This is a genomic window from Streptomyces sp. Act143, from assembly GCF_003143935.1.
Taxonomy (GTDB): Bacteria; Actinomycetota; Actinomycetes; order Streptomycetales; family Streptomycetaceae; genus Streptomyces.
On the sequence record NZ_QFRX01000001.1, the window covers coordinates 1,825,205 to 1,852,059 of the forward strand.

28 protein-coding genes and 1 pseudogene are annotated in these 26,855 nt (G+C 71.5%); 18 read left to right on the plus strand and 11 right to left on the minus strand.

What is annotated here, in order from left to right; all coding sequences use genetic code 11:
- Positions 1-50: 50 nt before the first annotated feature.
- The 3 genes from DI272_RS08190 to DI272_RS08200 are packed head-to-tail and all read left to right on the plus strand — an operon-like array spanning position 51 to position 3,514.
- Positions 51-1,289, plus strand: coding sequence for an MFS transporter (locus DI272_RS08190; protein ID WP_258314489.1), 1,239 nt, complete (start codon positions 51-53; stop codon positions 1,287-1,289).
- A 4-nt stretch (positions 1,290-1,293) separates the two neighbouring features.
- Complete coding sequence (locus DI272_RS08195) at positions 1,294-2,448, plus strand: anhydro-N-acetylmuramic acid kinase (protein WP_109494698.1); 1,155 nt, start codon at positions 1,294-1,296, stop codon at positions 2,446-2,448.
- A gap of 58 nt (positions 2,449-2,506) precedes the next feature.
- Entirely contained in the window at positions 2,507-3,514 is a 1,008-nt protein-coding gene (locus tag DI272_RS08200; protein ID WP_109494699.1) for a DUF2510 domain-containing protein, read from the plus strand.
- Positions 3,515-3,666: 152 nt separating this feature from the next.
- Here the strand turns inward: DI272_RS08200 and DI272_RS08205 are convergent, their stop codons facing one another.
- Positions 3,667-4,296 carry a TetR/AcrR family transcriptional regulator gene (locus tag DI272_RS08205; protein WP_109494700.1) on the minus strand — a complete coding sequence of 210 codons (630 nt, stop codon included), beginning with the start codon at positions 4,294-4,296 and terminating at the stop codon, positions 3,667-3,669.
- 241 nt (positions 4,297-4,537) lie between these two features.
- On the opposite strand from DI272_RS08205, the gene DI272_RS08210 reads away from it, so the two are divergent.
- Positions 4,538-5,353 carry a phosphatase PAP2 family protein gene (locus DI272_RS08210; protein ID WP_109494701.1) on the plus strand — a complete coding sequence of 272 codons (816 nt, stop codon included), beginning with the start codon at positions 4,538-4,540 and terminating at the stop codon, positions 5,351-5,353.
- A complete protein-coding gene (locus DI272_RS08215; RefSeq protein WP_109494702.1) occupies positions 5,350-6,351 on the plus strand; it encodes a hypothetical protein in 1,002 nt (333 codons plus the stop codon). The genes DI272_RS08210 and DI272_RS08215 overlap by 4 nt, the downstream gene beginning before the upstream one ends.
- Positions 6,352-6,367: 16 nt before the next feature.
- Here the strand turns inward: DI272_RS08215 and DI272_RS08220 are convergent, their stop codons facing one another.
- Positions 6,368-8,422, minus strand: a complete 2,055-nt coding sequence (locus DI272_RS08220; RefSeq protein ID WP_109494703.1) for a phosphocholine-specific phospholipase C — start codon at positions 8,420-8,422, stop codon at positions 6,368-6,370.
- 158 nt (positions 8,423-8,580) lie between these two features.
- Between DI272_RS08220 and DI272_RS08225 the strand changes: the two are divergent.
- From DI272_RS08225 to DI272_RS08235, 4 genes and pseudogenes are all read left to right on the plus strand, one after another.
- Positions 8,581-9,065 (plus strand): annotated as a pseudogene (locus DI272_RS08225) (MFS transporter); the annotation flags it as partial.
- 198 nt (positions 9,066-9,263) lie between these two features.
- A complete protein-coding gene (locus DI272_RS08230; protein ID WP_109494704.1) occupies positions 9,264-10,337 on the plus strand; it encodes an aromatic ring-hydroxylating dioxygenase subunit alpha in 1,074 nt (357 codons plus the stop codon).
- Positions 10,334-10,504 carry a hypothetical protein gene (locus tag DI272_RS44430; protein ID WP_181387121.1) on the plus strand — a complete coding sequence of 57 codons (171 nt, stop codon included), beginning with the start codon at positions 10,334-10,336 and terminating at the stop codon, positions 10,502-10,504. The genes DI272_RS08230 and DI272_RS44430 overlap by 4 nt, the downstream gene beginning before the upstream one ends.
- On the plus strand, positions 10,497-11,435 hold the full coding sequence (locus DI272_RS08235) for a PDR/VanB family oxidoreductase (RefSeq protein WP_109494705.1): 939 nt from the start codon (positions 10,497-10,499) through the stop codon (positions 11,433-11,435). The genes DI272_RS44430 and DI272_RS08235 overlap by 8 nt, the downstream gene beginning before the upstream one ends.
- Here DI272_RS08235 and DI272_RS08240 read toward each other — a convergent pair.
- A complete protein-coding gene (locus DI272_RS08240) occupies positions 11,350-12,201 on the minus strand; it encodes an IclR family transcriptional regulator C-terminal domain-containing protein (protein ID WP_109494706.1) in 852 nt (283 codons plus the stop codon). The two genes, DI272_RS08235 and DI272_RS08240, sit on opposite strands and share 86 nt — an antisense overlap.
- A gap of 187 nt (positions 12,202-12,388) precedes the next feature.
- Between DI272_RS08240 and DI272_RS08245 the strand changes: the two genes are divergently transcribed.
- From DI272_RS08245 to DI272_RS08260, 4 genes are read left to right on the plus strand one after another with little or no spacing between them, the layout of a single operon-like run.
- Positions 12,389-13,360, plus strand: coding sequence for an ABC transporter substrate-binding protein (locus DI272_RS08245; protein ID WP_109494707.1), 972 nt, complete (start codon positions 12,389-12,391; stop codon positions 13,358-13,360).
- Positions 13,357-14,130 carry an ABC transporter permease gene (locus DI272_RS08250; RefSeq protein ID WP_109494708.1) on the plus strand — a complete coding sequence of 258 codons (774 nt, stop codon included), beginning with the start codon at positions 13,357-13,359 and terminating at the stop codon, positions 14,128-14,130. The genes DI272_RS08245 and DI272_RS08250 overlap by 4 nt, the downstream gene beginning before the upstream one ends.
- The gene (locus tag DI272_RS08255; protein ID WP_109494709.1) at positions 14,127-14,906 is read left to right on the plus strand and encodes an ABC transporter permease; all 780 of its coding nucleotides are present in this window, start codon (positions 14,127-14,129) and stop codon (positions 14,904-14,906) included. The genes DI272_RS08250 and DI272_RS08255 overlap by 4 nt, the downstream gene beginning before the upstream one ends.
- A 20-nt stretch (positions 14,907-14,926) precedes the next feature.
- Entirely contained in the window at positions 14,927-15,739 is an 813-nt protein-coding gene (locus DI272_RS08260) for an ABC transporter ATP-binding protein (protein ID WP_181387122.1), read from the plus strand.
- 3 nt (positions 15,740-15,742) lie between these two features.
- Here DI272_RS08260 and DI272_RS08265 read toward each other — a convergent pair whose 3' ends face one another.
- Genes DI272_RS08265 through DI272_RS08280 form a run of 4 tightly spaced genes read right to left on the minus strand, consistent with a single transcriptional unit; the run spans position 15,743 to position 19,706 of the window.
- Positions 15,743-16,558 carry an ABC transporter permease gene (locus tag DI272_RS08265; protein ID WP_109494710.1) on the minus strand — a complete coding sequence of 272 codons (816 nt, stop codon included), beginning with the start codon at positions 16,556-16,558 and terminating at the stop codon, positions 15,743-15,745.
- 10 nt (positions 16,559-16,568) lie between these two features.
- Positions 16,569-17,432, minus strand: coding sequence for an ABC transporter permease (locus DI272_RS08270; protein ID WP_109494711.1), 864 nt, complete (start codon positions 17,430-17,432; stop codon positions 16,569-16,571).
- Positions 17,433-17,435: 3 nt separating this feature from the next.
- Entirely contained in the window at positions 17,436-18,644 is a 1,209-nt protein-coding gene (locus DI272_RS08275; protein ID WP_109494712.1) for an ABC transporter substrate-binding protein, read from the minus strand.
- 24 nt (positions 18,645-18,668) lie between these two features.
- On the minus strand, positions 18,669-19,706 hold the full coding sequence (locus DI272_RS08280) for an ABC transporter ATP-binding protein (protein WP_109494713.1): 1,038 nt from the start codon (positions 19,704-19,706) through the stop codon (positions 18,669-18,671).
- Positions 19,707-19,809: 103 nt separating this feature from the next.
- Between DI272_RS08280 and DI272_RS08285 the strand changes: the two genes are divergently transcribed.
- Complete coding sequence (locus tag DI272_RS08285) at positions 19,810-20,568, plus strand: FadR/GntR family transcriptional regulator (RefSeq protein ID WP_109494714.1); 759 nt, start codon at positions 19,810-19,812, stop codon at positions 20,566-20,568.
- 41 nt (positions 20,569-20,609) lie between these two features.
- Positions 20,610-21,374: a cache domain-containing protein gene (locus DI272_RS08290; RefSeq protein WP_109494715.1), complete on the plus strand. Its 765-nt coding sequence runs from the start codon at positions 20,610-20,612 to the stop codon at positions 21,372-21,374.
- An 87-nt stretch (positions 21,375-21,461) separates the two neighbouring features.
- On the opposite strand, the gene DI272_RS08295 is transcribed toward DI272_RS08290, so the two are convergent.
- Entirely contained in the window at positions 21,462-22,121 is a 660-nt protein-coding gene (locus DI272_RS08295) for a hypothetical protein (RefSeq protein ID WP_109494716.1), read from the minus strand.
- A 238-nt stretch (positions 22,122-22,359) separates the two neighbouring features.
- On the opposite strand from DI272_RS08295, the gene DI272_RS08300 reads away from it, so the two are divergent.
- Positions 22,360-23,016: a helix-turn-helix transcriptional regulator gene (locus tag DI272_RS08300; RefSeq protein ID WP_109494717.1), complete on the plus strand. Its 657-nt coding sequence runs from the start codon at positions 22,360-22,362 to the stop codon at positions 23,014-23,016.
- Between the two features lie 32 nt (positions 23,017-23,048).
- Positions 23,049-23,582, plus strand: coding sequence for a toxin-antitoxin system, toxin component (locus tag DI272_RS08305; protein ID WP_109494718.1), 534 nt, complete (start codon positions 23,049-23,051; stop codon positions 23,580-23,582).
- A 41-nt stretch (positions 23,583-23,623) separates the two neighbouring features.
- Here DI272_RS08305 and DI272_RS08310 read toward each other — a convergent pair whose 3' ends face one another.
- A complete protein-coding gene (locus DI272_RS08310; protein WP_109494719.1) occupies positions 23,624-24,667 on the minus strand; it encodes an alpha/beta fold hydrolase in 1,044 nt (347 codons plus the stop codon).
- 241 nt (positions 24,668-24,908) lie between these two features.
- On the opposite strand from DI272_RS08310, the gene DI272_RS08315 reads away from it, so the two are divergent.
- Complete coding sequence (locus DI272_RS08315; protein ID WP_109494720.1) at positions 24,909-25,139, plus strand: hypothetical protein; 231 nt, start codon at positions 24,909-24,911, stop codon at positions 25,137-25,139.
- Between the two features lie 33 nt (positions 25,140-25,172).
- Here the strand turns inward: DI272_RS08315 and DI272_RS08320 are convergent, their stop codons facing one another.
- Together DI272_RS08320 and DI272_RS08325 are read right to left on the minus strand one after the other, a co-directional pair.
- Positions 25,173-25,853 carry a 4'-phosphopantetheinyl transferase gene (locus DI272_RS08320; protein ID WP_109494721.1) on the minus strand — a complete coding sequence of 227 codons (681 nt, stop codon included), beginning with the start codon at positions 25,851-25,853 and terminating at the stop codon, positions 25,173-25,175.
- Positions 25,850-26,710: a metallophosphoesterase gene (locus DI272_RS08325; protein ID WP_109494722.1), complete on the minus strand. Its 861-nt coding sequence runs from the start codon at positions 26,708-26,710 to the stop codon at positions 25,850-25,852. The genes DI272_RS08320 and DI272_RS08325 overlap by 4 nt, the downstream gene beginning before the upstream one ends.
- Between the last annotated feature and the right edge of the window lie 145 nt (positions 26,711-26,855).

Sequence of the window (26,855 nt, forward strand, 5' to 3'; positions counted from 1 at the left end):
CGACCGGCCGGGCCACAGGACGCTCCCGTCGCGCCCTGGCCGCCGGGTCGGTGGGCAATTTCATCGAGTGGTACGAGTTCGGCGTCTACGGCTACTTCGCCACGATCATCGCGGCGAACTTCTTCACCCCGCAGGGCGGCAGCGAGGTCGAGGGGCTGGTGAAGGCGTACGCGTCGTTCGCGCTGGCGTTCTTCTTCCGGCCGGTCGGGGCGGCCCTGTTCGGGCGGCTCGGTGACCGGGTGGGGCGGCGGCCGGTGCTGATCCTGGTGATCGCGCTCATGACCGGGGCGACGACACTGATCGGCGCGCTGCCCACGTACGACCAGGTCGGCGCCCTCGCGCCGTGGCTGCTCACGTCACTGAGGGCCCTTCAGGGTCTGTCGGCGGGCGGGGAGTTCGGGGGCGCCGTGTCGGTGATGACGGAGTTCGCTCCGCCGGGCCGCCGCGGGCTGTACGGCTCGTGGCAGTCGTTCACGGTGGCACTGGGGCTGCTGGGCGGCGCGGGCGCGGCGGCGCTCCTCGCGAGCGTGCTGTCGGAGCCGCAACTGGTGAGCTGGGGCTGGCGGTTGCCGTTCCTGCTGACGTTGCCGGCGGGGCTGGGGGCGCTGTGGTTGCGGATGCGGCTGGACGAGACGCCGGCCTTCGTGGCGCAGCGGGAGCGGCCGGGTGCGCCACCGCCTCCGCGTGAACTGGCCGGGGCGATCGCGCTCGGTGCCGGACGTGTGATGGGCTGGGCGGCGGCCGGTTACACCTTCCTGGTCGTGCTGCCCTCCTATCTTCAGAGCACCTTGGACGCGAGCTTCCGGCAGGCGCTGGTCGCCACCGTGCTGGCCAATCTGGGCTTCGCGGCGACCATCGTCCCGGCGGGGCTGGTGAGCGACCGGGTGGGGCGGCGGCCGGTGATGCTGACGGGGGCGGCGCTGGTGGTGGTGCTCGCGGTGCCCTTGCTCAACCTCCTTCAGGACAGCGGCACATCGAACGCGGTCAAGGGGGTGGCGGTGTTCGGCGCGGGGGCCGTGGTGGGTCTGATGGCGGGGCCCGGCCCGGCGATGCTGGCGGAACTGTTCCCGACGACCGTGCGGCACACGGGGCTGGGACTCGCCTACGCGCTGTCCAATGCGGTGTTCTCGGGGTGCGCGGGCCTCATCATCACCAAGACCGTGGAACGGACCGGGAACGTGGACATCCCGGCGTACTACGCGGCGGCGACGTGCGCGGTGAGCGTGCTCGCGCTGGCGAGGACACCCGGCCGTCGGCGGGGAAGGAAGCCGGAACGGAAGGCGAGTTGAGCGGATGCGGGTCATCGGGCTGATGTCCGGCACGTCGTACGACGCGATCGACGCGGCGGCGGCCGATCTGGGGCTGGTCGGCGACAGCCTCGTCCTCAGGCCGCTGGGGCTGGTGAGCGAGCCGTACGACGACGAGCTGCGCGCGGCGCTCGCGGCCGCCCTGCCGCCGGGGACGACCTCGATGGCCGAGGTGTGCCGGCTCGACACCCGCATCGGGCAGGCCTTCGCCGCGGCGGCCGTCCGGGCCGGACGCGAACTGTGCGACGGGCGAGCGGAGTTGGTCGCCTCGCACGGGCAGACCGTCTACCACTGGGCCGCAGAGGGCCGGGTGCACGGCACGCTGCAGCTCGGGCAGCCCGCCTGGATCGCGGAGGCGACGGGGCTGAACGTCGTCTCCGACTTCCGGCCGCGGGACGTCGCCGCCGGCGGACAGGGCGCTCCGCTGGTCAGCCTGGTCGATCTGCTGTGGCTGCGCGGCCGGCCGGGCACACCGGTCGCGCTCAACCTCGGCGGCATCGCCAACCTCACCGCGCCCGACGGGACCGCCTTCGACACCGGGCCGGGCTGCGCGCTGATCGACGCGGCGGCCCGGGGGTTCAGCGGCGGACGCCTGGCGTACGACGCCGACGGGGCGCTCGCGGCCCGGGGCCGGGCGCACGAACCGCTCCTCGCCCGGTTGCTCGCCGAGCCGTACTACGCGCTGCCGCCGCCGAAGACGACCGGCAAGGAGCTGTTCCACCTGGGGCATCTCCAGGACGCCCTGGCCGGGTTCGGGACGCTGTCCGCCGAGGACGTCGTCGCCACGCTGACCCTGCTCACGGCCCGCACGGTCGCCGACGCCGTACGGGCTCTCGACGCCACGGAAGTGATCGCCTCGGGCGGCGGGACACGCAATCCCACGCTGATGCGGATGCTCGGCGCCGAGCTGTCCGGGGTACGCCTGCGGACCTCGGACGGCCTCGGGCTGCCGGCGGACGCGAAGGAGGCGTACGCGTTCGCCGTGCTGGGGTTCCTGACCGTGCACGGGCTGCCCGGCACCGTGCCGGCGAGCACCGGCGCCCGGCACGCGCGCGTGCTCGGATCGGTGACTCCCGGGCGGGACGGGCTGCGGTTGCCGCCGCCCGCGCGGGTGCGTCCTGCACGACTCGTCCTGGAGTGACCCAAATCCGCACCGGCCCTCTCATCCGGCTTTCACCGACGCCTCATACGGTGGGGGCATGACGCAGGTGACTCCTCCCGGTTGGTATCCCGATCCCGGGCAGACAAATGACGGTCCCGCCACCGAGCGCTGGTGGGACGGCAAGGCATGGACGGACCAGACCCGCCCCGCGGGATCGGCCGCCGTATGGGGTCCTCCGGCGCAGGTCCCCGACGCGGGGGCGTACCCGGCCTACCCGACGTATCCGGCCCAGCCGCCGGCCGGCGGCCGCCGCGGGCTGCGGACGGGCACAGCCGTCGCGGTCGCCGTCGCGGTCCTCGCCAGCATCGGTGTCGGCGTGTGGGCGCTGGCCAGCGACGGCGGCGGGGACGGCGGCACCGCCAACTCCCAGCAGGGGCCCGGCGGCCAGGGCGGGCCCGGCGGCCAGAGCGGCGGCCAGGGCGGGCCGGGCGGCAACGGCGGGTCCGGCGGCCCGGGTGGTTCCGGCGGCTCCGGTGGCGCGTCGCCCTCGCCGCAGGAGTCCGAGGCGCCGAAGATCGAGAGCGGTGCGGTGACCGACTCGATCAGCGGGATCAGTCTTCCCATACCCGACGGCTGGTACGGCCAGGAGATCCAGGTCGGCGCGTCGGTCACGTCGAACGACTCCTACAAGTGCCCCGGCGAGACCTCGCAGACGTGCACCAAGGGCGGCGCCTACTCGGCGCCCGCGTCCGTGTTCGGCCACACCGACCGGACGGCCGAGGCGGTCGCCAAGGCGGACATCGCGGAGAACGCGAAGGAGTCCTACGGCGGCACCACCTACGGCTCCATCACCTCGCACGACGTGCTCCTGTCGAAGGCGGTGACCGTCGCCGGGCAGAAGGGCTACCTGGTGCGCTGGAAGGCGGTCACGAGCAAGGGCGCCGACGGTTACGTCGAGTCCCTCGCCTTCCCCGCCCCCGGGAACGCGCAGCAGATCGTCGTGGTGCGTTTCGGCGTCGACGTGGGCGAGCAGCAGTCGGTGATCGACGACATCACCAAGGGGATCAAGGTGTCCACGGGCGGCGGCAGCGGCCAGAACGTCTGACCCGTCCGCCGGACGGCAGTCGGCCGGGTGGGGCGCCTCTCCGCTCAAGAGGAACCCCACCCGGCCGGGGGGTGCGCGCCGCCCCCGTCCCCACGGTGCGGCGCGAGCAGGTCACCGTCCAGTCATCCCGTGGACGGCGGCCTGGGTCTTTCTCAGGTCGCGGGCCCTCCCGTCAGGCCCAGCGCGGGCAGCACGACCGCGTCGACGAAGCGGACCAGGTAGTCGGGATCGGCGTACTCGCCGTCCACGACGGGCCGCGCCCGGATCACCCCGAACAACTGGGCCGGGATGTACTCCAGCGCCGGCTGGTCGGCGGCGATCTCACCGCGCTCGACTGCGCGCCGGAGGATCTCGTTCAGCGCGGTGATCTCCGGGTGGACGAGCGCTTCACGCAGCGCCGTCGCCAGTTCCGCGTCCTGGGTGACGGCGTGTCCGAGGGCCTGGAGCAGCTTGGTGTCCCCCGTCGACCACCGGCCCGCGGCCCGCGCGACCTCGCGCAGGTCCTCCGCGAGCGATCCGGTGTCGATGCCCTCGAACTTCGAGACGCGCCGGGAGCGCAGCGCGGCCACCACGAACTGCGGCTTGGTCTTCCACTGCCGGTAGAGGGTGGACTTGCTGCACCGCGTGCTGGCGGCCACTCCGTCCATGGTCACGGCCTCGTAGCCGCACTCCCGGATCTGTTCGAGCACGGCGTCGAAGAACTCCTGCTCACGCTCGCGCGAGATCTTGGAGCGGCGCGATGCGGCGACCGTCTCCGGTCCGTTCGCGGCCTGCGACGTCATGGGCTCTTCTCCTCGTGTTCCAGTGCGGCTCGACCGGCCGCGGCCAAGGTTTTGAGGGCTGCATTCCAAGTGTGGCGCATGTCTATCGATACTCGAGTGTACCGGTACTCGATCGTATCGGTACACTGGCGTATCGGTACGCACCCGTATCGATGAGTGGGAACCGAGGAGCCCGATGAGTTACCGGCGCTCCAGGAGTCACCAGCTCAACCCGCACCACCGTCAGCGAAGGGGCCGGGGGATGAATGCCCGCACCGAGCCTTCAGAGGGAGAGACCGACGCGATAGCGCGGCCTCCGCTCGTCCGTGAGCTCCTGCTTGTCGCGGGGCTCTTCCTCGTCTACAAGTTCGGCCGCCAGCTGGCGGCGGGGCACACCGGCGAGGCCTTCGGCAACGCGCACCGCGTGTGGGACCTGGAACGGGCCGTCCACCTGCCCGGCGAGGGCTCGGTGCAGAACCTGCTGCTGCACGGCGACACCCTCGTGCACCTCGCGAACACGTACTACGCGACGGTCCACTTCCCGGCCACCGCGGCCTTCCTGATCTGGCTCTACCTGCGCCGCCCCGGGCACTACGTGTGGGCCCGCCGCGTCCTCGCCGCCGTCACCGCCGCCGCCCTGCTGGTGCACCTGGCCTTCCCGCTGGCCCCGCCGCGCATGCTCGCCGCGGCGGGCCTGGTGGACACCGCGAAGGTGTACGGGCCGTCGGTGTACGGCCCGCCGCAGACCGACCACCTGTCGAACCAGTTCGCGGCGATGCCCTCGCTGCACTTCGGCTGGGCCCTGATGGTGGCGATCGGCCTGATCGTGGCGACCCGGTCGCGCTGGCGCTGGCTGTGGCTGCTGCACCCGCTGCTGACCCTGACGGTGATCGTCGGAACCGCGAATCACTACTGGCTCGACGCGATCGTGGCCACCCTGATGCTCGGCATCGCGCTCGTGGTGATCCACCCGCCCCGGCGGACGGCGGCCACGCCGGACCCGGCGGACACCGCCGCTCCGGCATCCGCTCCCGCCGCGCGGACCGAGGAGAACGTCCTGGTCGGAGCGGGCCGATGAGCGCCACCGTCCTCGCCGTCGTCCTGTCCCTCTTCTCCGCCGTCGCCTACGCGGCCGCCGCGGTCGCCCAGGAACGGCTGGCGTCCCGCGAACCCGGTTCGGGAGTGGCGCGGATGCTCACCTCGGGCGCCTGGTGGTGGTCGGTGGTCCTGAACGCCTCCGCGGCGCTGCTGCACGTGGTGGCCCTCAAGTACGGCCCGCTCACCGTGGTCCAGCCGCTCGGCGCGCTCACCCTGGTCGCCGCCGTGCCGATGGGCGCGCGGGTGGCCGGACGCCGGGTCAGCGCCACGGAATGGCGCGGCACGGCGTTCACGCTGCTCGGCCTGGCCGCGATCCTCGTCACGGCCTCCGGATCGGCCCCCGAGAACGTCCTGAGCACGCCCGAGGCGCTCGCGGTCGCCGGTGTGACGGCGGCGCTGATCGGTCTGCTGGCCCGCCGGGGCGCCCGTCCCGGGCTGCGGCACGCGACCGGCTCCGGCTTCGCCTCCGGAGTGGCCTCGGCGCTCACCCAGACGGTGACGGTGGCGGCGACCGACCGCTCGGAGTCCCTGCTGAGCGTGCAGGTGATCGGCGTGGCCCTGCTGGTCGCGGCGTTCGCGGCGGGCGGTCTGCTGCTGTCGCAGGTGGCCTACCGGGGCGGTCTCGGCGCCCCGCTGGCCGTGGTGACCCTGGCCAACCCGGTGGCCGCCGCGGTGATCGGGCTCTCCCTGCTCGGCGAACGCCTCCAGGGGGGCGCCGCGGGCGTGCTGCTGGCGCTGGCGGGAGCGGGCGTGGCGGCCTGGGGCGTGGTGCTGCTGAGCCGGGTGGCACCGGAGCCGGCGCCCGCACCCAGCAAGGTCGTCGCCTCCGGCGGGCCCACCGGTTCCGAGCGGCCGGTGGCCGACGCCACCGACCACCCCGTGGCCGCCGTACTCGCCCTGGAGTCCGCGAAGGCGGCGGCCGAGCAGGGGCTGGTGCCCCGGCAGCCGCAGCAGCCGGGGCACCTCACCGCTCACTGATCCGCCGGCCGGCGGTCTACTCGGTGATGATCGCCGGGTCGCTCACGCCCGGCCGGCCGTTCTCCACGTGTCCGGCGAACCCGCGCAGGAACGCGGCGTCTGTGGCGGAGGTGACGGTCAGGTCGTACCAGCGCCGGCTCGCCGCGAGGTCGATCGTGCGCTTGACGGTGGCGCCGGCCCGCACGGTCACGGTCGTGGCAGCACCGCCGTACCCGTCGACGATCTTCAGCCGGACGCTGCCGGCTCCCTTGTTGGTGAACGTCAGCTCGACGTCGTCGCCGCGGTGCCGCGCGGTGACCTCGGGACCGGCCGTCCTGTTCGCGCCCTTGAAGGAGCGCACGAACCCGTTGGGGCCGTGCACGGTGAGGTCGTACGAGCCGTTCGAGTACGCCGAGTTCCAGGTGTCCGCGACGGACTTGCCGGCCTCGGTGGTGTACGTCCAGGGCCCGTCGGTGCGGTTGCCGGAGGTGACCAGGAAGCCCGCGCCCGCCTTGGCGCCGGAGGCGAAGGTCAGCGTGAACCTGCCGGCCGCCGCGTCGACGGAACCGTCCACGTGCGGGGCGTACTTCAGCGGGCGGGCCGGCCGCAGGCCGCGCTCCTGCTTCGGCAGCGCCGGGTTGGCCGGCGGGGTCGGCACGTAGTCGGGGTGCCGCAGCCGGTCCGGCGGCTCGTAACCGGCGGTGTCCGGGAGCGCCACCGGCTTGACGTCGGTGCGGGAGAAGTCGAAGGCCGCGGTCAGGTCGCCGCAGACGGCCCGCCGCCAGGGCGAGATGTTGGGCTCGTGCACCCCGAAGCGGCGCTCCATGAACCGGATGATCGAGGTGTGGTCGAGGGTCTCGGAGCAGACGTAACCGCCCTTGCTCCAGGGCGAGACGACGAGCATCGGCACCCGCTGGCCGAGCCCGTAGGGACCGGCGACGTGGCCGCTGTCGCCCTTGAAGAGGTCGAGCGCCGGGTCCACCGTCGACTTGCCCTGTGCGGCGGAGGCCGGCGGGAAGGCGGGCACCACGTGGTCGAAGAAGCCGTCGTTCTCGTCGTACGTGATGAACAGCGCTGTCTTTGCCCACACCTCCGGCACGGAGGTCAGCGCGTCCAGGACCTGGGCGATGTACCAGGCGCCGTAGTTGGCGGGCCAGTTGGGGTGCTCGGTGAAGGCCTCGGGGGCGACGACCCAGGAGATCTTCGGCAGCCTGCCGGCCTTGACGTCGGCGCGCAGCTGGTCGAAGTAGCCCTCGCCCTTGGTGTGGTCGGTGCCGGTGCGGGCCTTGTCGTACAGCGGGTCGCCGGGCTGGGCGTTGCGGTACTGGTTGAAGTACAGCAGCGAGTTGTCGCCGTAGTTGCCGCGGTAGGCGTCGTTGATCCAGCCCCAGGAGCCGGCCGCGTCGAGGCCGTCGCCGACGTCCTGGTAGATCTTCCAGGACACGCCCGCCTGCTCCAGGCGCTCGGGGTACGTCGTCCAGCCGTAGCCGGCCTCGTCGTTGCCGAGGACCGGGCCGCCGCCCTTGCCGTCGTTGCCCGTGTACCCCGTCCACATGTAGTAGCGGTTGGGGTCGGTGGAGCCGATGAACGAGCAGTGGTAGGCGTCGCAGACGGTGAAGGAGTCGGCGAGCGCGTAGTGGAACGGGATGTCCTTGCGCTCCAGGTACGCCATCGTCGTGGAGCCCTTGGACGGCACCCACTTGTCGTACCTGCCGCCCGCGAAGGCCGCGTGGCCGTCGTTCCAGCCGTGCGGGAGGTCCTGGACGAACGCCAGGCCCAGGTCGTCGCGGTCGGGGCGGAACGGCAGGATCTCCTTGCCGCCGCTGTCCTTCTGGTGCCAGACCGACTGGCCGTTCGCCTGCTTGACGGGCCGCGGGTCCCCGAAGCCGCGGACACCGCGCAGCTTGCCGAAGTAGTGGTCGAAGGAACGGTTCTCCTGCATGAGGACGACGATGTGCTCGACGTCCTCGATCGACCCCGTGCGGTGGTTCGCCGGGAGCGCCGCGGCGCGCTGGATGCTGCTCGACAGCGCGGTGAACGCCGTGGTGGCGCCCGCGAGTTGGAGGAATCTGCGCCGATTGACTTCGGGCATGGGTGGGTCTGCCTCTCATCCAGGGGTGCGGATGGCCGGAACGTGACGGAAGGTGCGCGCAGCGAGTGTTCCAAGAGCACCAAACGTCAGGGAAGGGTCTGGTGACGCTCGTGTGAAAGTCGCCGGTACGCGAGGTGTTCCGGGCGGGCCACCCGGGGATGGTCGCGATCACGACGCAGACGACGCGCACGGATTCCCCGCCGGCCCATCGGCCCGTACGCCGCCTCCTCGCCGAGCGCCGGCAACTCCCCCGTTCCGCTGCTGTCCACGTTCGCCGTCTTCGCGGTCGGGTTCTTCATGCGCCCGGTCGCCGGTGATCCTGGTCCTCGCCCGGCTCCTCCAAGGCCTCTCGGTGTACGGCGAGTTCGCGGCCTCGACGACCTTCCCGGTGGAGTCGGCGGGGCCGCGGCGCCGCGGCCTGTTCTCCAGCGTCCCGTACGTGTCGACGACCACCGGGCGGCTCGTCGCGTCCGGACTCGCGACGCCGCCGGTGGACACCTTGAGCGACGGGCAGATGAACGGCAGGGGGTGGCGCGTCCCGTTCGTGCTCGGCGCGGTGCTGAGCCTGGTCGGGTTCTGAATCCGGCGGTGCGGGCGGGAGACGCGCAGCGCCGAGCAGCAACAGGCGCCCCGCCCGGTCCTGATGGGGGAGCCGGACCGGTGGCGGTGACGCCCGCACCGCACCGGCCGCCCGGCGGGCCGTGGTCACGCCACTCCCTCACCTGGTCGCCGCCGTCCAGGCCCCTCGCATCGGAGTCTTCCGTGAGACGGAAGCGGTATTGCGCGCCCGAGACGCGCTTCCCGACGATGCCCTCATCGCCGACCGACGGGAGCCGCAACGATGCCGCACACGACCGCCTTCGCCAGGAACCAGTGGTACGTCGCCGCCTACAGCCACGAGGTGGGGCGCGAGGAGTTGCTGGGCCGCACGATCCTCGGCGAGCCCCTCGTCTTCTACCGGACCGAGGAGGGGGGGACGCCGGTCGCGCTCGCCGACCGGTGTGTGCACCGCCGGTACCCGCTGCACGAGAAGCCCAGCCGGCTCGACGGCGACCGGATCGTGTGCGGGTACCACGGGTTCACGTACGACACGACCGGCACGTGCGTGTACGTGCCGGGGCAGAAGCGCGTTCCGCGCACGGCCCGGATCGCCTCCTACCCGGTCGTCGAACAGGACTCGCTGATCTGGGTGTGGATCGGCGACCCGGCGCTCGCCGACGCCGGCACCGTCCCGCGGGCCCGGCACCTGGACTCCCCCGGCTGGGTGACGGTGCGCGGCATGGAGCCCATCGACGCCGACTACGGTCTTCTCGTCGACAACCTCCTCGACCTCTCCCACGAGACGTATCTGCACGGCGGCTACATCGGCACCCCCGAGGTCGCCGAGACGCCGATCACCACCGAGGTCGACGAGGGCGCCGGCATCGTACGGGTGAGCCGGCACATGGACGACGCCGAGTGCCCGCCGTTCTACGCCAGGTCGACCGGGATCTCGGGGCGGATCACGCGCTGGCAGGACATCGAGTACCACGCACCCTGTCTGTATCTGCTGCACAGCCGCGTCGCGCCGGTCGGCGTGGTGCCGGAGGCGGACGGCAGCGACCCGGGCGGGTTCCACACCGAGGTCACGTACGCCATCACGCCGTCCGAGGACGGCAAGGTGTACGACTTCTGGGCCGTCTCGCGGGACTGGGCGACGGACGACGCCGAGGTCACCGAGTTCCTGCGGAGCAACAACCACACCGTCGTCATGCAGGACGTGGACGCGCTCAACCTGCTGCAGAAGACGCTGGGTTCGGAGCGTACGGGGTACCAGGAACTGAGCATCAACATCGACACCGGCGGCCTCGCCGCCCGCCGTATCCTCGCCCGGCTGGTCGAGGAGGGCGACAAGCCCGTGGAGAAGGTTCTGTGAGCGACGGACCCACCGGGGAGATCTACCGCATCGACTGGCTGCCGGGCACCGACATCCTGCACGGCACCTGTCACTGCGGACGCGAGCACACCGCGCAGGACCCGATCGAGATGTGGGAGTGGATGCTCGCCCACCCGCAGGGACACGAGGTGGCAGCTCATGACTGACGTGTACGAGGCTGAACTCGTCGTCGGCCGACGCGAGTTCGCCGCCGCCGGGGTGCTCGCCCTCACCCTGCGCCACCCGCTCGGCGAGCCGCTCCCGGCCTGGGAGCCCGGCGCCCATGTCGACGTCGTGCTCGGTCCCGGTCTGGAGCGCCAGTACTCCCTGTGCGGTGACCCGTCCGACCGCGCTGCCTGGCGGATCGCCGTGCTGCGCGAGCCGGACGGGCGCGGTGGATCGACCCATGTGCACGAGCAGGTGGGGCAGGGCGACAAGGTCCGGGTGCGGGGGCCCCGCAACCATTTCGCCCTTCGGCCCGCGCCCCGCTACCGGTTCATCGCGGGCGGCATCGGCATCACCCCGATCCTGCCGATGCTGGCGGCCGCGGAGGCGGCGGGCGCGGAGTGGTCGCTGCTCTACGGCGGCCGGACCCGGCAGTCCATGGCGTTCACGGACGAGTTGAGCCGGTACGGCGACCGCGTCACCGTCGCCCCCCAGGACGAGAGCGGTCTCCTCGACCTCGCCCCGGTGCTCGACGACGTTCCCGACGGCACGCTCGTCTACTGCTGCGGTCCCGGACCGCTGCTCGACGCGGTGGAGGCCCGCTGCCCGGCCGGGCGGCTGCATGTGGAGCGGTTCACGCCGAAGGCACAGGAGACCGGCGGGAACACGGAGTTCGAGGTCGAGCTGGCGCGCAGCGGCGTGACCGTGACCGTCCCCGCCGATGTCTCCGTCCTCGACGCCGTGCGCGCCACCGGTGTGGAGGTGCTGTACTCCTGCACCGAGGGCACCTGCGGGACCTGTGAGACCGACGTCCTGGACGGTACTCCGGACCACCGGGACTCGGTGCTCACGGACGAGGAGCAGGAGGCCGGGGAGACGATGATGATCTGTGTGTCCCGGTGCCGGGGGCGGCGGCTCGTCCTCGACCTGTAGCCATCCGCAGATCCGCCTCGATCCCGGCGACCGTGTCCAGCAGATGCGGCAGCAGGTCGCGGCGGATCGAGGCGACGGTGTTGCGGCTGGCGTGCACCGGGATGTTCACGGCCGCCACCACCTCGCCGTCCCGGTCACGCACCGGGGCGGCGACCGAGCGCAGCCCTTCCTCCAGTTCCTGGTCGACGACGGCGTATCCCTGGCGCCGCACCCGGTCGAGCTCGGCGCGCAGCACCTCGGCGGAGACGATCGTGCGGGGTGTCAGTGCTCGCAGGTCGGCGCGGGAGAGGGCCAAGGCCCGTTCCTGGTCCGGCAGATGGGCGAGGATGACCCGGCCGACCGAGGTGACGTGGGCGGGGAAACGGGTGCCGACCGTGATCGCCGCCGTCATGATGCGGCGCGCGGGCACCCTCGCGACGTACACGATGTCGTCGCCGTCGAGGACGCACAGGGACGACGACTCCCGGGTGCGTTCGACCAGTTGCTCCAGATGCGGCTCGGCGATCCGTGCCAGGGAGAGGCCGGCGAGATAGGAGTAGCCGAGTTCCAGGACGCGCGGGGTGAGCCGGAAGGTGCGGCCGTCGGCGTGCACGTATCCGAGGTCGGCCAGGGTGAGCAGGAAGCGGCGGGCCGCCGCGCGCGTCAGTTCGCAGGCCCGGGCGACCTCACTGAGCGTCAGTTCCGGGTGATCGGCGTCGAAGGCGCGGATGACGGCCAGGCCGCGTTCGAGGGAGCGGACGAAATGAGGGGCTCGGGCTGCAGGCATCGTCGCCTCCAGAGGGACGCGCGAGCACGTCGGTGGCGCAGCCTGGACGCGCTCGTCAGCAAATGTCAACAATATTGTCAGCCAAGGGGATTGACCCCGACGGCCAAAGACTCTACTTTCGCGCAGTGCACCACTGTGCGCCATGCGCACAGCCTGTCGGAACAACGAAGTCTGCACAGGAGGAGCCATGCGTCGTCTGCTCGCCGCCATCGCGGCCGGAGCATTCCTGGTCACCGTGACGGCCTGCGGCTCGTCCGGGGACTCCGGAGCGTCGGACGATACGTCGTCGTCCGGCGGCACCACCAAGGTGAAGGTCGGCGTGATTCCCATCGTCGATGTCGCACCGCTGTACCTGGGCCAGAAGAAGGGCTTCTTCAAGAAGCAGGGTCTGGAGCTGGAGATGACCCTCGCGCAGGGCGGCGCGGCGATCGTGCCCGGCGTGGCCAGCGGCCAGTTCCAGTTCGGCTTCTCCAACTCCACCTCGCTGATGGTCGCCCAGTCCAACAACGTCCCGGTGAAGGTCGTCACCAACGGCATCGCCTCGACGGGCGTGCAGGGCAAGGACTTCGGAGCGCTCGTCGTCAAGGGCGACAGCAGCATCAAGTCCGCCGACCAGTTGGAGGGCAGGAAGGTCGCGATCAACACGCTCAAGAACATCAACGAGACCGCGGTGCGCGAGTCGGTGCGCAAGGCGGGCGGCGACCCGGACAAGGTGAAGTTCGTCGAGCTCGCCTTCGACCAGATGCCGGCCGCCCTCGACGGCGGGCAGATCGACGCCGCGATGGTGGTCGAGCCGGCGCTGGCCACGGTGAAGAGCCAGGGCGGCCGTGAGATCGCCTCGCCGCTGGTCGACATCGCCCCGAACCTCACCGTCGCGATGTACTTCACCTCCACGTCGTACGAGACCCAGCACCCGGACGTCGTCAAGAAGTTCAAGGCGGCCGCCGCCGAGTCGCTCGCCTACGCCGATGCCCACCCGGACGAGGCCCGCGAGATCGTGACGACGTACACGAAGATCCCGGCGGCCGTGCTGGCCAAGGTGACCCTGCCGGCCTGGCCCGCCGAGCCGGACCGCGCCTCGCTCGACGCGCTGGAGAAGCTGGGCCAGGCGGACGGCCTGTTCAAGACCGCCCCCGACCTGGACAAGCTGCTGCCGTGAAGGGGCTGAACCTCGCACTCGGCGCGGCCGGGCTCGCGGTCTTCCTCGCCCTGGGCGAGGCGGTGCCGCGGCTCGGCCTCGTCAAGGAGGCCTACTTCCCGCCCACCAGCCGCATCGCCGACGCCCTGGCCGGCGAACTCTCCGACGACACCTTCTGGACGGCGCTCGGCGACACCCTCACCGGCTGGGCGCTGGGCCTGCTGATCGCCGTCGGCGCCGGCATCGTGGCGGGCGTCGTCATCGCGGTGGTCCCGTACCTGCGGGACGCCACCGCCTCCACGATCGAGTTCCTGCGTCCGATCCCGTCGGTCGCGCTGATCCCGCTGGCGGTGCTGCTGTACGGCACCGAGCTGAGGTCGGTGCTCCTGCTCGTCGTGTACGCCTCGTTCTGGCAGGTGCTGATCCAGGTGCTGTACGGCGTCCAGGACGTCGACCCGGTCGCCGAGGAGACGGCGCGGTCGTACGGCCTCCGCACCTGGGCCCGGGTCCGCCACGTGCTCTGGCCGACCGCGCTCCCGTACGTCATGACCGGCGTCCGGCTCGCGGCGGCCGTGGCGCTGATCCTCGCCGTGACCGCCGAACTCGTCATCGGGGCACCGGGGTTGGGGCAGCGGATCGCGGTCGCGCAGAACTCCCAGGCGGTACCGGAAATGTACGCTCTCGTCGTGGTCACCGGCCTGCTGGGCCTGCTCATCAACGTGGGTGCCCGCACCGTGGAGCGGCGGGCGCTGTCCTGGCACCAGTCGGTCCGCGGGGAGGTGGCGGTGTGAGGCGCGTCCTGCTGCGGGTGTTCTTCCTGCTCGCGCTGCCCGTGCTGCTGGTCGTCGTGTGGTGGGCGGCGTCGGACGGCAGCACCAACGTGTTCTGGCCGCCGCTGCGCACGATCCTGCGGACCTTCCCGGACGTCTGGACGGCCGACCGCGTCAGGGACGACGTCCTGCCCAGCCTGCTGCGGCTGACGGCCGGTTACGCCTGCGCCGCCGCCGTCGGCATCGCGCTCGGTACGGTCATCGGCTCGTACCGGCGGGTGCGGGCGTTCTGCGAACCGGTCCTGGAGTTCCTGCGGGCGGTGCCGCCGCCGGTGCTGGTGCCGGTCATCATGCTGTTCGCGGGCATCGGCGACACCATGAAGATCGCGGTGATCGCCAGCGGCTGCGTCTGGCCGATCCTCCTCAACACCGTGGAGGGTGTACGGGCGGTGGACCCGGTGATGGCGGAGACAGCGAAGTCGTACGGCATCTCCGGCGTCGCCCGGCTCAGGGACGTGGTGCTGCGCTCGGCGAGTCCGCAGATCTTCGCGGGGCTCCGGCAGGCCCTGTCGATCGGCATCATCCTCATGGTCATCAGCGAGATGTTCGCCGCCAGCAACGGCATCGGCTTCACCGTGGTGCAGTTCCAGCGGAGTTTCGCGATCCCCGACATGTGGACCGGCATCCTGGTGCTCGGCCTGCTCGGCTTTCTCCTCTCCATGGTCTTCCAGGTGGTCGAGCGGCGGGTGCTCGGCTGGTACCACGGGCTGCGGGCCTCGACCCGGCGGTCCCCGTGACCCTCACGAAAGGGCGGTCCATGCACGCACTTGTCGTATCCGGCCTGCAGAAGGTCTACGAGGGGTCAGGGCGCCGGGTGGAGGCGGTCCGCGACCTCACCTTCACCGTCGAGGCGGGCGAACTCGTCTGCCTCGTCGGCCCGTCGGGCTGCGGCAAGACGACCCTGCTGAAGTGCATGGGCGGCCTGCTCACCCCGACCGCGGGCGAAGTGCGGCTGGCGGGCGAGAAGGTGAGCGGACCGCCGCCCGGAATGGCCTTCGTCTTCCAGGAGTACGGACGCAGCCTGTTCCCGTGGATGCGGGTCGGCGAGAACGTGGAACTACCCCTCAAGCAGAAGGACCTGAGCAAGAAGCGGCGCCGGGAACTGGTCACCGACGCGCTGGACTCGGTCGGTCTCGCGGACGCCGCCGGAGCGTACCCCTGGCAGCTGTCCGGCGGCATGCAGCAGCGGGTCGCCATCGCCCGCGCGCTCGCCTACGAGCCCCAAGTGCTGCTGATGGACGAGCCGTTCGCAGCCGTGGACGCCCAGACCCGGGCCGATCTGGAGGACCTGGTACGGGGGCTGTGGCGGGAGCGCGGGATCACGATCCTGTTCGTCACCCACGACATCGACGAGGCCGTCTACCTCGGCCAGCGCGTGATCGTGCTCTCCGCCTCCCCCACCGTCGTCCAGGAGCAGCTCAAGGTCGATCTGCCGGACGAGCGCGACCAGTTGCACACCCGGGTGGCCCCGCGCTTCGCCGAGCTGCGGACCCATGTGTACGAGCAGATCCAGGCGGCGAAGCGCGGAAGCGCCGATGCTGCCGGTCCCCCCGGGAAGTCGCTCACCTGATCCTCAGACCCGGCTGCCGGTGGCCGTGTCCGCCGACAGCCGCTGCGCCACGTAGATCGGGAGCACGGACAGCAGCACGAGCACGGCCGCCACCACGTTCACCACCGGCGCCTGCTGCGGTCGGGTCATGTTGTTGAAGATCCAGATCGGCAGGGTCTCGACGCCGGGTCCGGCCGTGAACGTGGTCACCACGATCTCGTCGAAGGACAGCGCGAAGGCCAGCAGCCCGCCCGCGAACAGCGCCGAGCGCACCAGGGGGAAGGTGACGTCGGCGAAGGCGCGGAAGGTGTTCGCACCGAGGTCCATCGCCGCCTCCTCGTACGACCCGGAGGTGCGCCGCAGCCGGGCGACGACGTTGTTGAAGACGACGACGATGCAGAAGGTGGCGTGTCCGACGACCACGGTGAACAGCCCGAGGCCGACGCCGAGCGGCTCAAGTACCGTGCTGAAGGCGGAGTTGAGCGCGATGCCCGTGACGATGCCGGGCAGCGCGATCGGCAGGACGACGACGAAGGAGATCGTGTCCCGGCCGAAGAAGCGGTGCCGGGCGACGGCGAAGGCGATCAGGGTGCCCAGCGCCAGGGCGATGGCGGTGGCGCCGAGTCCCGCCTTCACGGAGGTCCACAGCGCCTCCCGCGCACCGGAGTTGTGCCAGGCCACCGACCACCAGTGCAGGGTGAGTCCGGGCGGCGGCCAGCTCGCGCTGCGGTCGGGGTTGAGGGAGTTGACGAGGACGAGCAGCAGGGGCGCGTAGATCACCAGGAAGCCGATCCCGGCGGCGACGCGCAGCGCGATCCGCGCGGAGCGGGACAGTTGCACGGGGGCTCCTCTACAGGCTGCTCAGGGCGCCCGTGCGCCGCATCGCCAGCAGGTACAGCACGATGACGACGACGGGGACCGTACCGAGGGCGGCGGCCATGGGCAGGTTGAGTTCGATGTTGGAGTAGACGACGTTGCCGATCAGCTGGGTCTTGCCGCCGACGATCTGCACGGTGATGTAGTCGCCGAGGCTGAGCGAGAAGGTGAAGACCGATCCGGCGGCCACCGACGGCAGCACCATCGGCAGCACCACGGACCGGAAGGTCCGCAGGCCACGCGCCCCCAAGTCGGCGGACGCGTCGAGCAGGTCGGCGGGCAACTGCTCCAGCGCCGTGTGGATCGGCAGGATCATGTACGGCAGCCAGAGGTACGTCAGGGTCAGCACCGCCGCCGTCAGCCCGAACCCGGGGCCGCCCAGCCCGAACGGTTTCAGCATCCAGTCGGCGAGCCCGCCCTCGGAGAGGATGAGCCGCCAGGCGTACACCTTGACGAGGTAACTCGCCCACAGCGGCGTGAGGATGGCGACGACGAGCAGCGGCCGCCAGGTCGGCTTGGCGACCCGGGCGGTGTAGAAGGCGAGCGGGAAGGCGATCACCGCGCACAGGGCGGTGACGGCCAGCGCCACCCCCACGCTGCGCAGGACGACCTGCCGGTACACCGGTGTCGTGAACAGCTCGTGGAAGTTGTCCGTGGACCAGGCCTTCACCACCTCGGAGGTGAAGGAGTTCGTCGTCCAGAACGCGGAGACGAACAGCACGCTCAGCGAACCGAGATAGAGCACCGCCAGCCACAGCAGCGGCGCGGTCAGCAGCAGGGACAGCCGCAGGCGGGGGCGCCGGTGCAGCACCCCCGCGGTGCGCGTGATCAGGGCCATGCGTCAGCCCTTGATCTCGGTCCAGGCCTGGACCCACTTCGCGTACGGCACGCACTTGACGTCGGTGCGGCCGTCCAGGCAATGCTCGATGGGCGTGTTCCAGAAGGCGATGTTCTTCCAGTAGCTCTCGTCGGCCGCGTGGTAGGTCGTGCAGAAGTTCTTGTCGCTGGTCAGGGCGCAGGCCTTGGAGTTGGCGGGCGCCTCGCCGAAGTACTCGGCGACCTGGGCGTTGACCTTCGGGGAAATGATCCAGTCCAGCCATTTGTAGGCGCAGGCGGGGTGCTTGGCCCTGGCGGAGACCATCCAGGTGTCGGACCAGCCCGTCGCCCCCTCCTTGGGGACGAATGCCTTGACCTTGGCGCCCTCGTCGGTGGTGAGGTTGGCGATGACCTGCCAGGTGGTGCCGACGACGGAGTCACCGCTCTTGAAGGCGGAGATCTCCTTGAGGTAGTCGCTCCAGTACTCGCCGACGTTCGCGTTCTGCTGTTTGAGCAGGTCCACGGCGGCGTCGAACTGCTTCTGGTCCAGGGCGTAGGGGTCCTTGATGCCGAGGCCGGGTTCGGTCGCCTTCAGGTACAGGGCCGCGTCGGCGATGTAGATGGGCGAGTCGTACGCCGTGACGTGGCCTTTGTACTTGGCGGCGTCGTCGAAGACCGCGGACCAGGACGTCGGCGCGGGTGTGACCTTCTCGGTGTTGTACATCAGCAGGTTGGCGCCGCGGCCGTGCGGGATGCCGTACATCTGCCCGTCGACGGAGTTCCAGTCGCCGTCCTTCAACCCGCTGTAGATGTCCTTGTAGTGGGGGACGAGGGCGGTGTTGACGGGGGCCGCGTCGCCGGAGGCGATGAGGCGCAGCGAGGCGTCACCGGAGGCGGAGACGGCGTCGTACTCCCCCGTCTTCATCAGTTTGACCATCTCGTCGCTGCTGGCGGCGGTCTTGGAGTTGACCTGGCAGCCGGTCTGCTTCTCGAAGTCGCTGACCCAGTCGGTCTTCGGGTCGTTGGAGCCGTCCTCGACGTAGCCCGCCCAGGCGATCAGGTTGACCTGTCCCTCGGTCTTGCCGAGTTTCGAAGGGGCCTTCAGGTCAGGGGGGTTGAGGCCGGTGGCCGCGGAACCGTCGCCGTCGTCGGACGAACCGCAGGCGGTGGCGGCGAGGAGCAGTGCGGCGACGGCTGCCGCCGCCTTGAGGGTAGGGCGCACGACGTACTCCATACGTGAGGGGACGAGCGGGGGTGGTCAGTCCGGGACGGGCACGGCCACGGCGTGCCGGCGGTGCCACTGCAGGCGCACCCGGGTGCCGCGGTAGGCGGCGACGTCCTCGGAGGAGGTCTCCAGGTTCTGCTGGAGGGCGGTGAGGCGGCCGCCGGCGTCGAGGTCGACGAGGAAGCGGGTGGCGTCCCCGAGGTAGACGACCTCGGCGACGGTGCCGACGGCGGTGGCGTGCTCGGGCTGGTCGGCCTCGGCGGACTCCTTGAGGACGCGGATCTTCTCCGGCCGGATGCTGTAGGTGCCGGGGCTGCCGACGATGCGGTGGGCCGACTCGCCCTCCAGGAGGTTGGAGGTGCCGACGAAGGACGCCACGAACGGGGTCGCGGGGCGTTCGTAGACCTCGGCGGGGGTGCCGACCTGTTCGATGCGGCCCTGGTGGAAGACGGCGATGCGGTCGCTCATCGTCAGGGCCTCCTCCTGGTCGTGGGTGACGAAGACGAAGGTGATGCCGACCTCGCGCTGGAGCGCCTTGAGCTCGACCTGCATCTGCTCGCGCAGCTTGAGGTCGAGGGCGCCGAGGGGTTCGTCGAGGAGCAGGACGCGGGGGCGGCCGACGAGAGCGCGGGCGAGGGCGACCCGCTGGCGCTGGCCGCCGGAGAGCTGGGCGGGGCGTCGTTTGCCGAACCCTTCGAGCCGCACCTCCGCGAGGGCCTTACGCGCCCGCACCAGCCGCTCGGCCTTGGGCACCTTGCGGATCTTGAGTGCGTAGGCGACGTTCTGCTCGACGGTCATGTGCGGGAACAGCGCGTAGTCCTGGAAGACGGTGTGCACGTCCCGCTCGAAGGGGGCGAGCCCGGTGACCTCCTGTCCGGCGAGCTCGATCCGGCCGCCGGTCGGCGCCTCGAATCCGGCGATCATGCGCAGGACGGTGGTCTTGCCGGAGCCGGAGGGGCCGAGCATCGAGAAGAACTCGCCGTCCCGGATCTCCAGATCCACCCCGGCCACGGCGGTCGTCTCCCCGAACGACTTCCGCAGATCCTGCAACCGGATCGCCATTCCCTCCATGGGCGGGAACCTTCCTGGTGCTCTCGTGCGTTGACCTATTGACCGGAAACATATGAAGTCATAGTTCAAAGCTCAAGGCCCCCTTAGGGTAAAGCTTGAGTCAATGAGCAAGGTGGTGGCCGTGAAGCAGCAGCAGATGAACGGCGGCGCCCGGAAAGCCGTCTTCGCCCCGGTCGACAGCCGGGCGCGGGTCGACGCCGTGGTGCGCCGGATCGGCGACGCCATCGAGCTCGGCCTGCTGGCCGACGGCGAGCAACTGCCCGGCGAGACCGAGCTCGCGGGCCAACTGGGCGTCTCCACGGTGACCCTGCGGGAAGCGCTCATGGCGCTGCGCCAGCAGGGCCTGGTCACCACCCGCCGGGGCCGCGGCGGCGGCTCCTTCGTCTCCCTCCCCGAAGTCCCCGGCGAGGAACGCCTGAAGGTCCGGCTGCGCGGCTGGAGCACCGAGGAACTCCGCGACCTCGGCGACCACTGGGCGGCCCTGTCCGGCACGGCGGCCCGGCTCGCCGCCGACCGCACCGAACCGGACGACCTCGTCCAACTGCGCCGCACGGCAGAGGAGTTGAGCCGGGCAGCGGACGCGGCGGCACGCAGCCGGGTCTACGGCCGCTTCCACGTCGAACTCGCCGCGGCATCGCAGTCGGCCCGGCTCACCCGGGAGCAGGTGGCTCTGCAGACCGAGGTCGGCGCCCTGCTCTGCCTTGTGCTCGGGGACGACGAATATCGTGAAGAGGTCTCCCGGCGACTCCGATTCGTAATCTCAGCCGTGCAGGATGGGGCCCACGAATTGGCCAGGGACCAGGCCGAGCGGTGCGTCCAGGAGTCGACGTCGCGGCTGATCGCCCTGCGTCTGACGCTGTAGCCCGCACCGCTCGCGAGGTCCCCGTCCGCTGGAGGGCAGCCATGAGCCTCGCGACGGCAACGCTCGGCAAGGCACCGGAGGAATCGGTCGCGGCCCGCGTCCGCTCGACGCTGGAGGCCGTGTTCGACGCGGTCTCCGCGACCCGCGCCGACACCACGGCCCTGCTGGCCCGGGTGGCCGCCGCGGGCCGCCGCCCGGCCACCGTCGACCTCGCCGCCCTGCGTCCCGGCCTGCACGGCCGGCTCGCCCGCGACGAGCTGGTCTCCGGCGTCGGCTTCGTGGCCGCGCCGGGCCTGCTGAGCGACGTACCGGCGTGGCTGGAGTGGTGGCAGACCGGCTCCGACGGCGACGTACGGCCGCTGCTGCTCGACCTCGATCCCGAGCACTCGGCGTACGCCGACTACACCCACTGGGACTGGTTCGCGCTGCCCCGCGACACCGGGGAGCGGGCGGTGGCCGGGCCGTACGTCGACTACCTCTGCTCCGACGAGTACAGCCTCACCCTCTCCGCGCCCGTGCTGGTCGAGGGCCGGTTCGCCGGGGTGGCCGCCGCGGACGTGTATCTGCGGCACTTCGAGGCGGCCGTCATGCCGATGCTGCGCAGGCTGCCCGGCCCCGCGCGGCTGGTGAACGCGCGGGGCCGGGTGGCGGCGTCCACCGACCCGCGCCATCTGGTCGGCTCGCTCGGCAAGGGCCCGGACTTCGCACGGGTACTGACGACGGGCCGGCCGGAGCGCACCGACGGGATACGGCTGGCGCCGTGCGACGGGGTGCCGTTGGTGCTGGTGAGCACGGACCGGGTGTGACCGGGCCCGCCAGGGACACCGGTGAGCGCGGCTCGGAAGTGACCGGGCCGGCCAGGGACGTCACGGGGCGGTGTCGCGTCGCGAGCCTCACTCGGCCGCGGAAACCACCCTCAGATGCGCGGTCGACCGGCGCACCCCGCGCGGGCGTGCCGGAGCGCGCCGTGTCTCGCGCAGGACCAGGGTCAACCGCGTGTAGCCGAGGTCCCGGAGCGTGCCGGGCGTCTCGTCGACGACCCGGCACTCGGTGGCGCCCCAGCGCGGATCGGGGTGCAGCAGCGGCCGGACGGCGCCGTCGTGCGCGAAGGCCCGCTCGCCGACCGCCCTGATCCAGTGCGGCAGGCCGTGCCGGTAGGCGGCGTCCATGATCGGGTCCTGGGCGATGTCCCGGCGGATCGCCTGCAGTGCGTGGTCGTGCCCGTCCCGCTCCACCGCGGCGGCGAAGTGGGCCAGCATCGGCAGACACCAGCTCGACTCGTGCTCACCGAGCACGGCGCCGGCGTCCGGGTGGAAGAGCACGAACCTGAGGAAGTTGTCGTCCGGCATGGCGGTCGGATGCGGACCGACACCGCCGAAAAGTGACGCGAAAGCAGCGTTGGACAGAACGACGTCCCACCGCTCGTCGAGCACGAGCGAAGGGAAGGGAACCGCTTCCAGAAGGGTGGCGTAGTCCTGGAGATACGCCCGGGCCTCGGGACTGTCGGGGACGGACCGCGGCTGCGGCCGCTGCCCTCCTGCCTGTTGTGCCATCGGGAGGTCACCCCTCATTGCCTATGCGGCCACGCGCGTGGCGCCCTGATCCTGCTGCCCGGACGCGAACGGTGTCAACTATCGTGGCATTTCGTATCGGTTGACGGCTGAAATTGGCCACAGTTGTGGCGAGACCTGGATGTGCGTTCGAACAACGGCTACTCTCCCCGGAGTTCACGGCAACCGCTTGTGTTGAGCTGCTTGTGAGAAGCCTGTGAGAGACGTAGGAGATCTGTCGGTGGCGGATGGCTTCGCGAGTCCGGGTGCCCCGGTGACGGCTGTACTGCCGGCCGTCGTCGCTCGCGTCACCGCGCTCGCCGACCGGCTCGGTGTGCCGCACGCGGAGGTCTTCCACACCGGCCGCCTGTCGGTGGCCAGCGGTGTCCCCGAGTCCGTGGTCAAGGCCCTGCTGAGCGGCCGGCCGGCCGGGGAGCCGGACGTCCAGGCCCGCTTCCTGCAGCGTCTGGACCTGCTGCGCCGCACCCGTCTGAAGCCCAACGGCCGCAAGTACACCCAGCAGGAGATCGCCGACGGCGCCGGCATGTCGCGCCAGCAGGCGGGCGCCCTCATCAACGGTGACCGGCGTCCCACGATGGAGCACTGCGACGCCATCCAGCGCTTCTTCCGCGTGCACGCCGGTTTCCTCACGGCGGAGGACCCCGAGGCCCTGGCCGGTGCCCTGCAACGCACCGAGCAGGATCTCCTGCAACAGCTGGCCGACCGCGAGAAGGAAGCGGCCGCCGGCGCGGGCGACCCACTGGAGCAGCTCCTCCAGGACCACGGCGTCCGCGGAATCGCCTGGCGGGCCGCGCAGCTGCCCACCGACCAGCACCGCGACAAGGTCGCCGAGTGGCTGGACATGCTTCTGGAGAGCGTCAAACGGCCCGAGTCGTGAGCCGGGGGTTAACTGTGGGCATCGGTAGGGAAATGCGCCGCCTGTGCGGCGAGCTGGTCGCGGAGCTGCCCTTCCCCGCACCCGCGGCACATCCCACGGAGCTGTACACGGCCCTCTGCGAGGCGATGAGCCGCCGACGCGGCCGCCCGGTCCACTTCCGTACGGCCGCCTTCCCGGTCGGCACCGCGAGCGGCCTGTGGCTCGACATGGCCGACCAGGACCTGGTCGTCGTCGAGGAACGCACCGCCCCCGACCACCAGTTGGTCATCCTCGGTCACGAGCTGTGGCACATGCAGGCCGGTCACAGCAGCCACCACGTCGAGGGTGCCGCCGTCGCGGCCCGCATGCTCAGCGACGGCGGCGACCTCAGGGCGGCCGTCCTCAAGGTCGCCGCCCGCAGCCGCTTCGACCAGGCCGACGAGAAGGAGGCCGAGCGCTTCGGTCTCCTGCTGGCCAGCAAGTGCCGTACCTGGCTGGACGGTTCGTCGGTACGGGGTCCGGTGCAGCGGGACCGGCTGGCGGGCCGCATCGAAGCCTCGCTCGGATACCTGGGTCCGCAGGGCTGAGCACACCCGCTCCACAGGCCGACGCCGCCGCACCGCGGCCCTCATGTGGCGCTGCGCTCGCTCGCCTCCCGCAACTCCCGCTCCACGGTCCGCTCACGGACCCCGCCCGGCCGTCCGGCGGCCGTCCCCGGCCGCCCTGTCCGCAGCAGGTCCCGCCAGTGCTCCCGGCTCCAGTCCGCCGGCGCGGTTGCCCTCGTGAACTCCTCCACCAGCGCCACGAACCGCCCCGGGTCGGTGTGGAACGGGAAGTGCCCGGCGCCCTCGAAGATCTCCAGCCGGCTGCCCGGCATGGCCTCGTGCGCCCCGAAGGCGTGCCGCACCGGCACCACGCTGTCCCGGTCGCCCCAGAGCAGCATGGTGGGCATGCCCTCGGTGAGATAGCACCGGTCCAGCATCGTCACGACCTGCCCCCGCCAGTCCACCACGGCACGCAGGGTCCGGATGAACGCGTTGCGGGAGGTCTCGTCGGGCAACGCGTCGACGAGGTTCAGCAGATCGGGGGCGTCCTGTCCGAGATCGGTGTCCAGGATCTTCATCAGCCGCACCGCGAGCCCCACTTGCAGCCGGGCACCCGGCAACCGCAGTGCGGACAGCAGCAGATGGGCACCGGGCAGCGAGACGAGCCGCAGCATCGGATTGACCTCGCGCCCCACACCGCCCGCGCTCACCAGGATCAGCCGCTCGGTCCGTTCGGGGAACTGGTACGCGAACTGCATCGCCACTCCCCCGCCCAGCGAGTGCCCCACCAAGGTCGCCGACTCGATCCCGAGGGTGGTGAGGAGGTCCCGCACGCCGTTGGCGTAGGCGGCCACCGAGTAGTCGGCGCGGGGTTTGTCGGAGGCGCCGTGACCGAGCAGGTCGGGGGCGACGACGGTGTGGGTGCGGGCGAGGTCGGGGATCAGTTCGGCCCAGGTGGCCGAGGAGTCGCCGATGCCGTGGATGAGAACGAGGGCCGGTCCTTCGCCGGCCATGCGGAAGGCGCGCCGGTATCCGTGCACCACCCGGTACTGCAACTCCAGTTCGCCGTCACCCACCGGGCGCAGTCTCACGGTGCGCGCGGGGAGCCGATGCGGGACGTCGACCACGTTCGTGCCTCCCGTTTCCCCAGCCGCCCGCCCGGCCGTGCCTGGCCACCGGGTGCGGCTGAAAGCCCTGCCACTCCAGCGTAGAGCCCTGTTCCCGCACGTGATTTCGATCAGGTTTCACCTCGGCTAAGCGGGCGAACGGACGCCTGGCGCGACCGGATTGTCAGTGCCGGTTGGCAAGCTGGAGTCAGGCCCTCATTGGCGGGGCCGACCGACGAGCCGACTTGGGGAGAGCCGACCGATGCCCACCGCCGTACTGACCGACCGCGAGCGCACCGCTGTACAGGCCTACCTGCGGCTGCTGCACACCGTCCGGGCCGCGTTCGACGGCCCGCCGGACGGCAGGCGACCACCCGTCGTCCCGCCGTCCGTCCTCGCGGAGGCGGAGCGGGCGCTGGCGGAAGCGGGGCTGGCGGGCAACGAGGAGGAGTTCTTCCGCCTGCTGCAGAACTGGTGCCCGCCGGGCCGGTAGCGAGCCCGTCGGCGCACCGGCCGTGCCGCGCGTTCAGGCGTGCGGCACGACCACCGACGTGGCCACCAGCCCGTGCCGGACGGTCCAGCGGCCCTCGAACACCCCGCGCCGCCGCCCGCCCACGACCGGTCCCGGGACGAGCAGTTCGGCACGCAGGCGCCCATGGGGGTGGTCGCCGGGGTCGACGAGGATCTCGATGTCGGCCTCGGCGAAGTCGAGCCAGGTGCCGGTGAGGGGGAACCACGCCTTGTAGACGGACTCCTTGGCGCTGAACAGCAGCCGGTCCCAGTGGGTGCGGGGGTGGGTCTCGGCGAGGTGGCGCAGTACGACCCGCTCCCGGGGCAGCGACACGCTGTCGAGGACACCGTCCGGGAGCGGTCCGTGGGGTTCGGCGTCGATGCCCAGGGAGGCGAGGTCGGCCGAGCGGACGAGGGCGGCGGCGCAGTAGCCGTCGCAGTGGGTCATGCTGCCGGTGAGGCCGGCGGGCCACTGCGGGGCGCCGCGTTCGCCGGGCAGCACCGGCTGCGGGGGCACGCCGAGCTTCTCCATGGCCCGCCGGGCGCAGGACCGTACGAGGGCGAACTCCCGACGCCTCTTGGCGACGGACTGCGCGACGAGCGCGGCCTCCTCGGGGTACAGCGTGATGCCGTCCGGCTCTCCCGGTCCGTGCGTCTCCACGACGACCACGGAGTCCGGCAGCAGTTCCTCCATCACAACGCGCCGACCTCCCTGGGCGCGATCCGGCGCAGCCGCCCCGGTGGTTCGGGCCGCGGGCGCCACTCGCGGGGATAGCCGACCGACACCTCTTCGAAGCGGACGCCCTCGTGCCAGGTGGTGCGGGGGATGTGGAGATGGCCGTAGACCATGGTCTCGACGCGGTAGCGGCGGTGCCAGTCGGCGGTCAGCGCGGTGCCGCACCACATGGCGAACTCGGGGTGCCACAGGACGTCCGTGGGATGGCGGTCCAGGGGGTAGTGGTTGACCAGGACGGTGGGCAGGTCCGCGGGGAGCGCGTCGAGCCGGCGTTCGGTCTCGGCGACCCGGGCGCGGCACCAGGCCTCACGGCTGGGGTAGGGGTCGGGGTGCAGCAGGTGTTCGTCGTTGCAGACGACGCCGGTGCCGTAGGCGTACTCCAGGCCCTGTTCCTTGGACGTGCAGCCGGCGGGCAGGAAGGAGTAGTCGTAGAGGAGGAAGAGCGGGGCGACGGCCACCGGGCCGCCGGGTCCCTCCCAGACGGGACAGGGGTCCTCGGGGGTGGTGACGCCGATCTCCCGGCAGACCTCGACGAGGTGCTCGTAGCGGGCGACGCCGCGCAGGGTGACGGGGTCGCTGGGGTGGGTCCACAGTTCGTGGTTGCCGGGGGCCCAGATCACCTTGCGGAAGCGGCCGGCGAGGGTCTCCAGGGCCCAGCGGACGGCGCCGACGGTCTCCGCGACGTCCCCGGCGACCAGCAGCCAGTCGTCGTCCGTCTCCGGACGCATCCGCTCGACCAGGGCACGGTTCTCGGGATAGCCGACGTGCAGGTCGCTGATGGCCAGCAGTTGTCCGGTGGCACCGGCCCTCGACGTCACCCCCCGCCCCCTCTCCACGCGCCCGGACACGACCACGACAGCATATTCGGGCGCGGGCCGGGACAGTAGTTCAAGATCGAAAAATCCGTAACACGCACGTTGCACGCGAGGGCCCCGGCAGGCCGTATGATCGCCCCACCACCAC

What these genes read in the sequence shown, in the direction of transcription:
- DI272_RS08230 (WP_109494704.1), top strand. Translation starts at nt 9,264, where the DNA reads ATGCCGCACACGACCGCCTTCGCCAGGAACCAGTGGTACGTCGCCGCC.
- DI272_RS08305 (WP_109494718.1), top strand. Translation starts at nt 23,049, where the DNA reads ATGCGCCGCCTGTGCGGCGAGCTGGTCGCGGAGCTGCCCTTCCCCGCA.
- DI272_RS08205 (WP_109494700.1), bottom strand. Translation starts at nt 4,296, where the DNA reads ATGACGTCGCAGGCCGCGAACGGACCGGAGACGGTCGCCGCATCGCGC.
- DI272_RS08295 (WP_109494716.1), bottom strand. Translation starts at nt 22,121, where the DNA reads ATGGCACAACAGGCAGGAGGGCAGCGGCCGCAGCCGCGGTCCGTCCCC.
- DI272_RS08235 (WP_109494705.1), top strand. Translation starts at nt 10,497, where the DNA reads ATGACTGACGTGTACGAGGCTGAACTCGTCGTCGGCCGACGCGAGTTC.
- DI272_RS08275 (WP_109494712.1), bottom strand. Translation starts at nt 18,644, where the DNA reads ATGGAGTACGTCGTGCGCCCTACCCTCAAGGCGGCGGCAGCCGTCGCC.
- DI272_RS08240 (WP_109494706.1), bottom strand. Translation starts at nt 12,201, where the DNA reads ATGCCTGCAGCCCGAGCCCCTCATTTCGTCCGCTCCCTCGAACGCGGC.
- DI272_RS08245 (WP_109494707.1), top strand. Translation starts at nt 12,389, where the DNA reads ATGCGTCGTCTGCTCGCCGCCATCGCGGCCGGAGCATTCCTGGTCACC.
- DI272_RS08280 (WP_109494713.1), bottom strand. Translation starts at nt 19,706, where the DNA reads ATGGAGGGAATGGCGATCCGGTTGCAGGATCTGCGGAAGTCGTTCGGG.
- DI272_RS08285 (WP_109494714.1), top strand. Translation starts at nt 19,810, where the DNA reads ATGAGCAAGGTGGTGGCCGTGAAGCAGCAGCAGATGAACGGCGGCGCC.
- DI272_RS08315 (WP_109494720.1), top strand. Translation starts at nt 24,909, where the DNA reads ATGCCCACCGCCGTACTGACCGACCGCGAGCGCACCGCTGTACAGGCC.
- DI272_RS08215 (WP_109494702.1), top strand. Translation starts at nt 5,350, where the DNA reads ATGAGCGCCACCGTCCTCGCCGTCGTCCTGTCCCTCTTCTCCGCCGTC.
- DI272_RS08290 (WP_109494715.1), top strand. Translation starts at nt 20,610, where the DNA reads ATGAGCCTCGCGACGGCAACGCTCGGCAAGGCACCGGAGGAATCGGTC.
- DI272_RS08210 (WP_109494701.1), top strand. Translation starts at nt 4,538, where the DNA reads ATGAATGCCCGCACCGAGCCTTCAGAGGGAGAGACCGACGCGATAGCG.
- DI272_RS08200 (WP_109494699.1), top strand. Translation starts at nt 2,507, where the DNA reads ATGACGCAGGTGACTCCTCCCGGTTGGTATCCCGATCCCGGGCAGACA.
- DI272_RS08220 (WP_109494703.1), bottom strand. Translation starts at nt 8,422, where the DNA reads ATGCCCGAAGTCAATCGGCGCAGATTCCTCCAACTCGCGGGCGCCACC.
- DI272_RS08260 (WP_181387122.1), top strand. Translation starts at nt 14,927, where the DNA reads ATGCACGCACTTGTCGTATCCGGCCTGCAGAAGGTCTACGAGGGGTCA.
- DI272_RS08270 (WP_109494711.1), bottom strand. Translation starts at nt 17,432, where the DNA reads ATGGCCCTGATCACGCGCACCGCGGGGGTGCTGCACCGGCGCCCCCGC.
- DI272_RS08195 (WP_109494698.1), top strand. Translation starts at nt 1,294, where the DNA reads ATGCGGGTCATCGGGCTGATGTCCGGCACGTCGTACGACGCGATCGAC.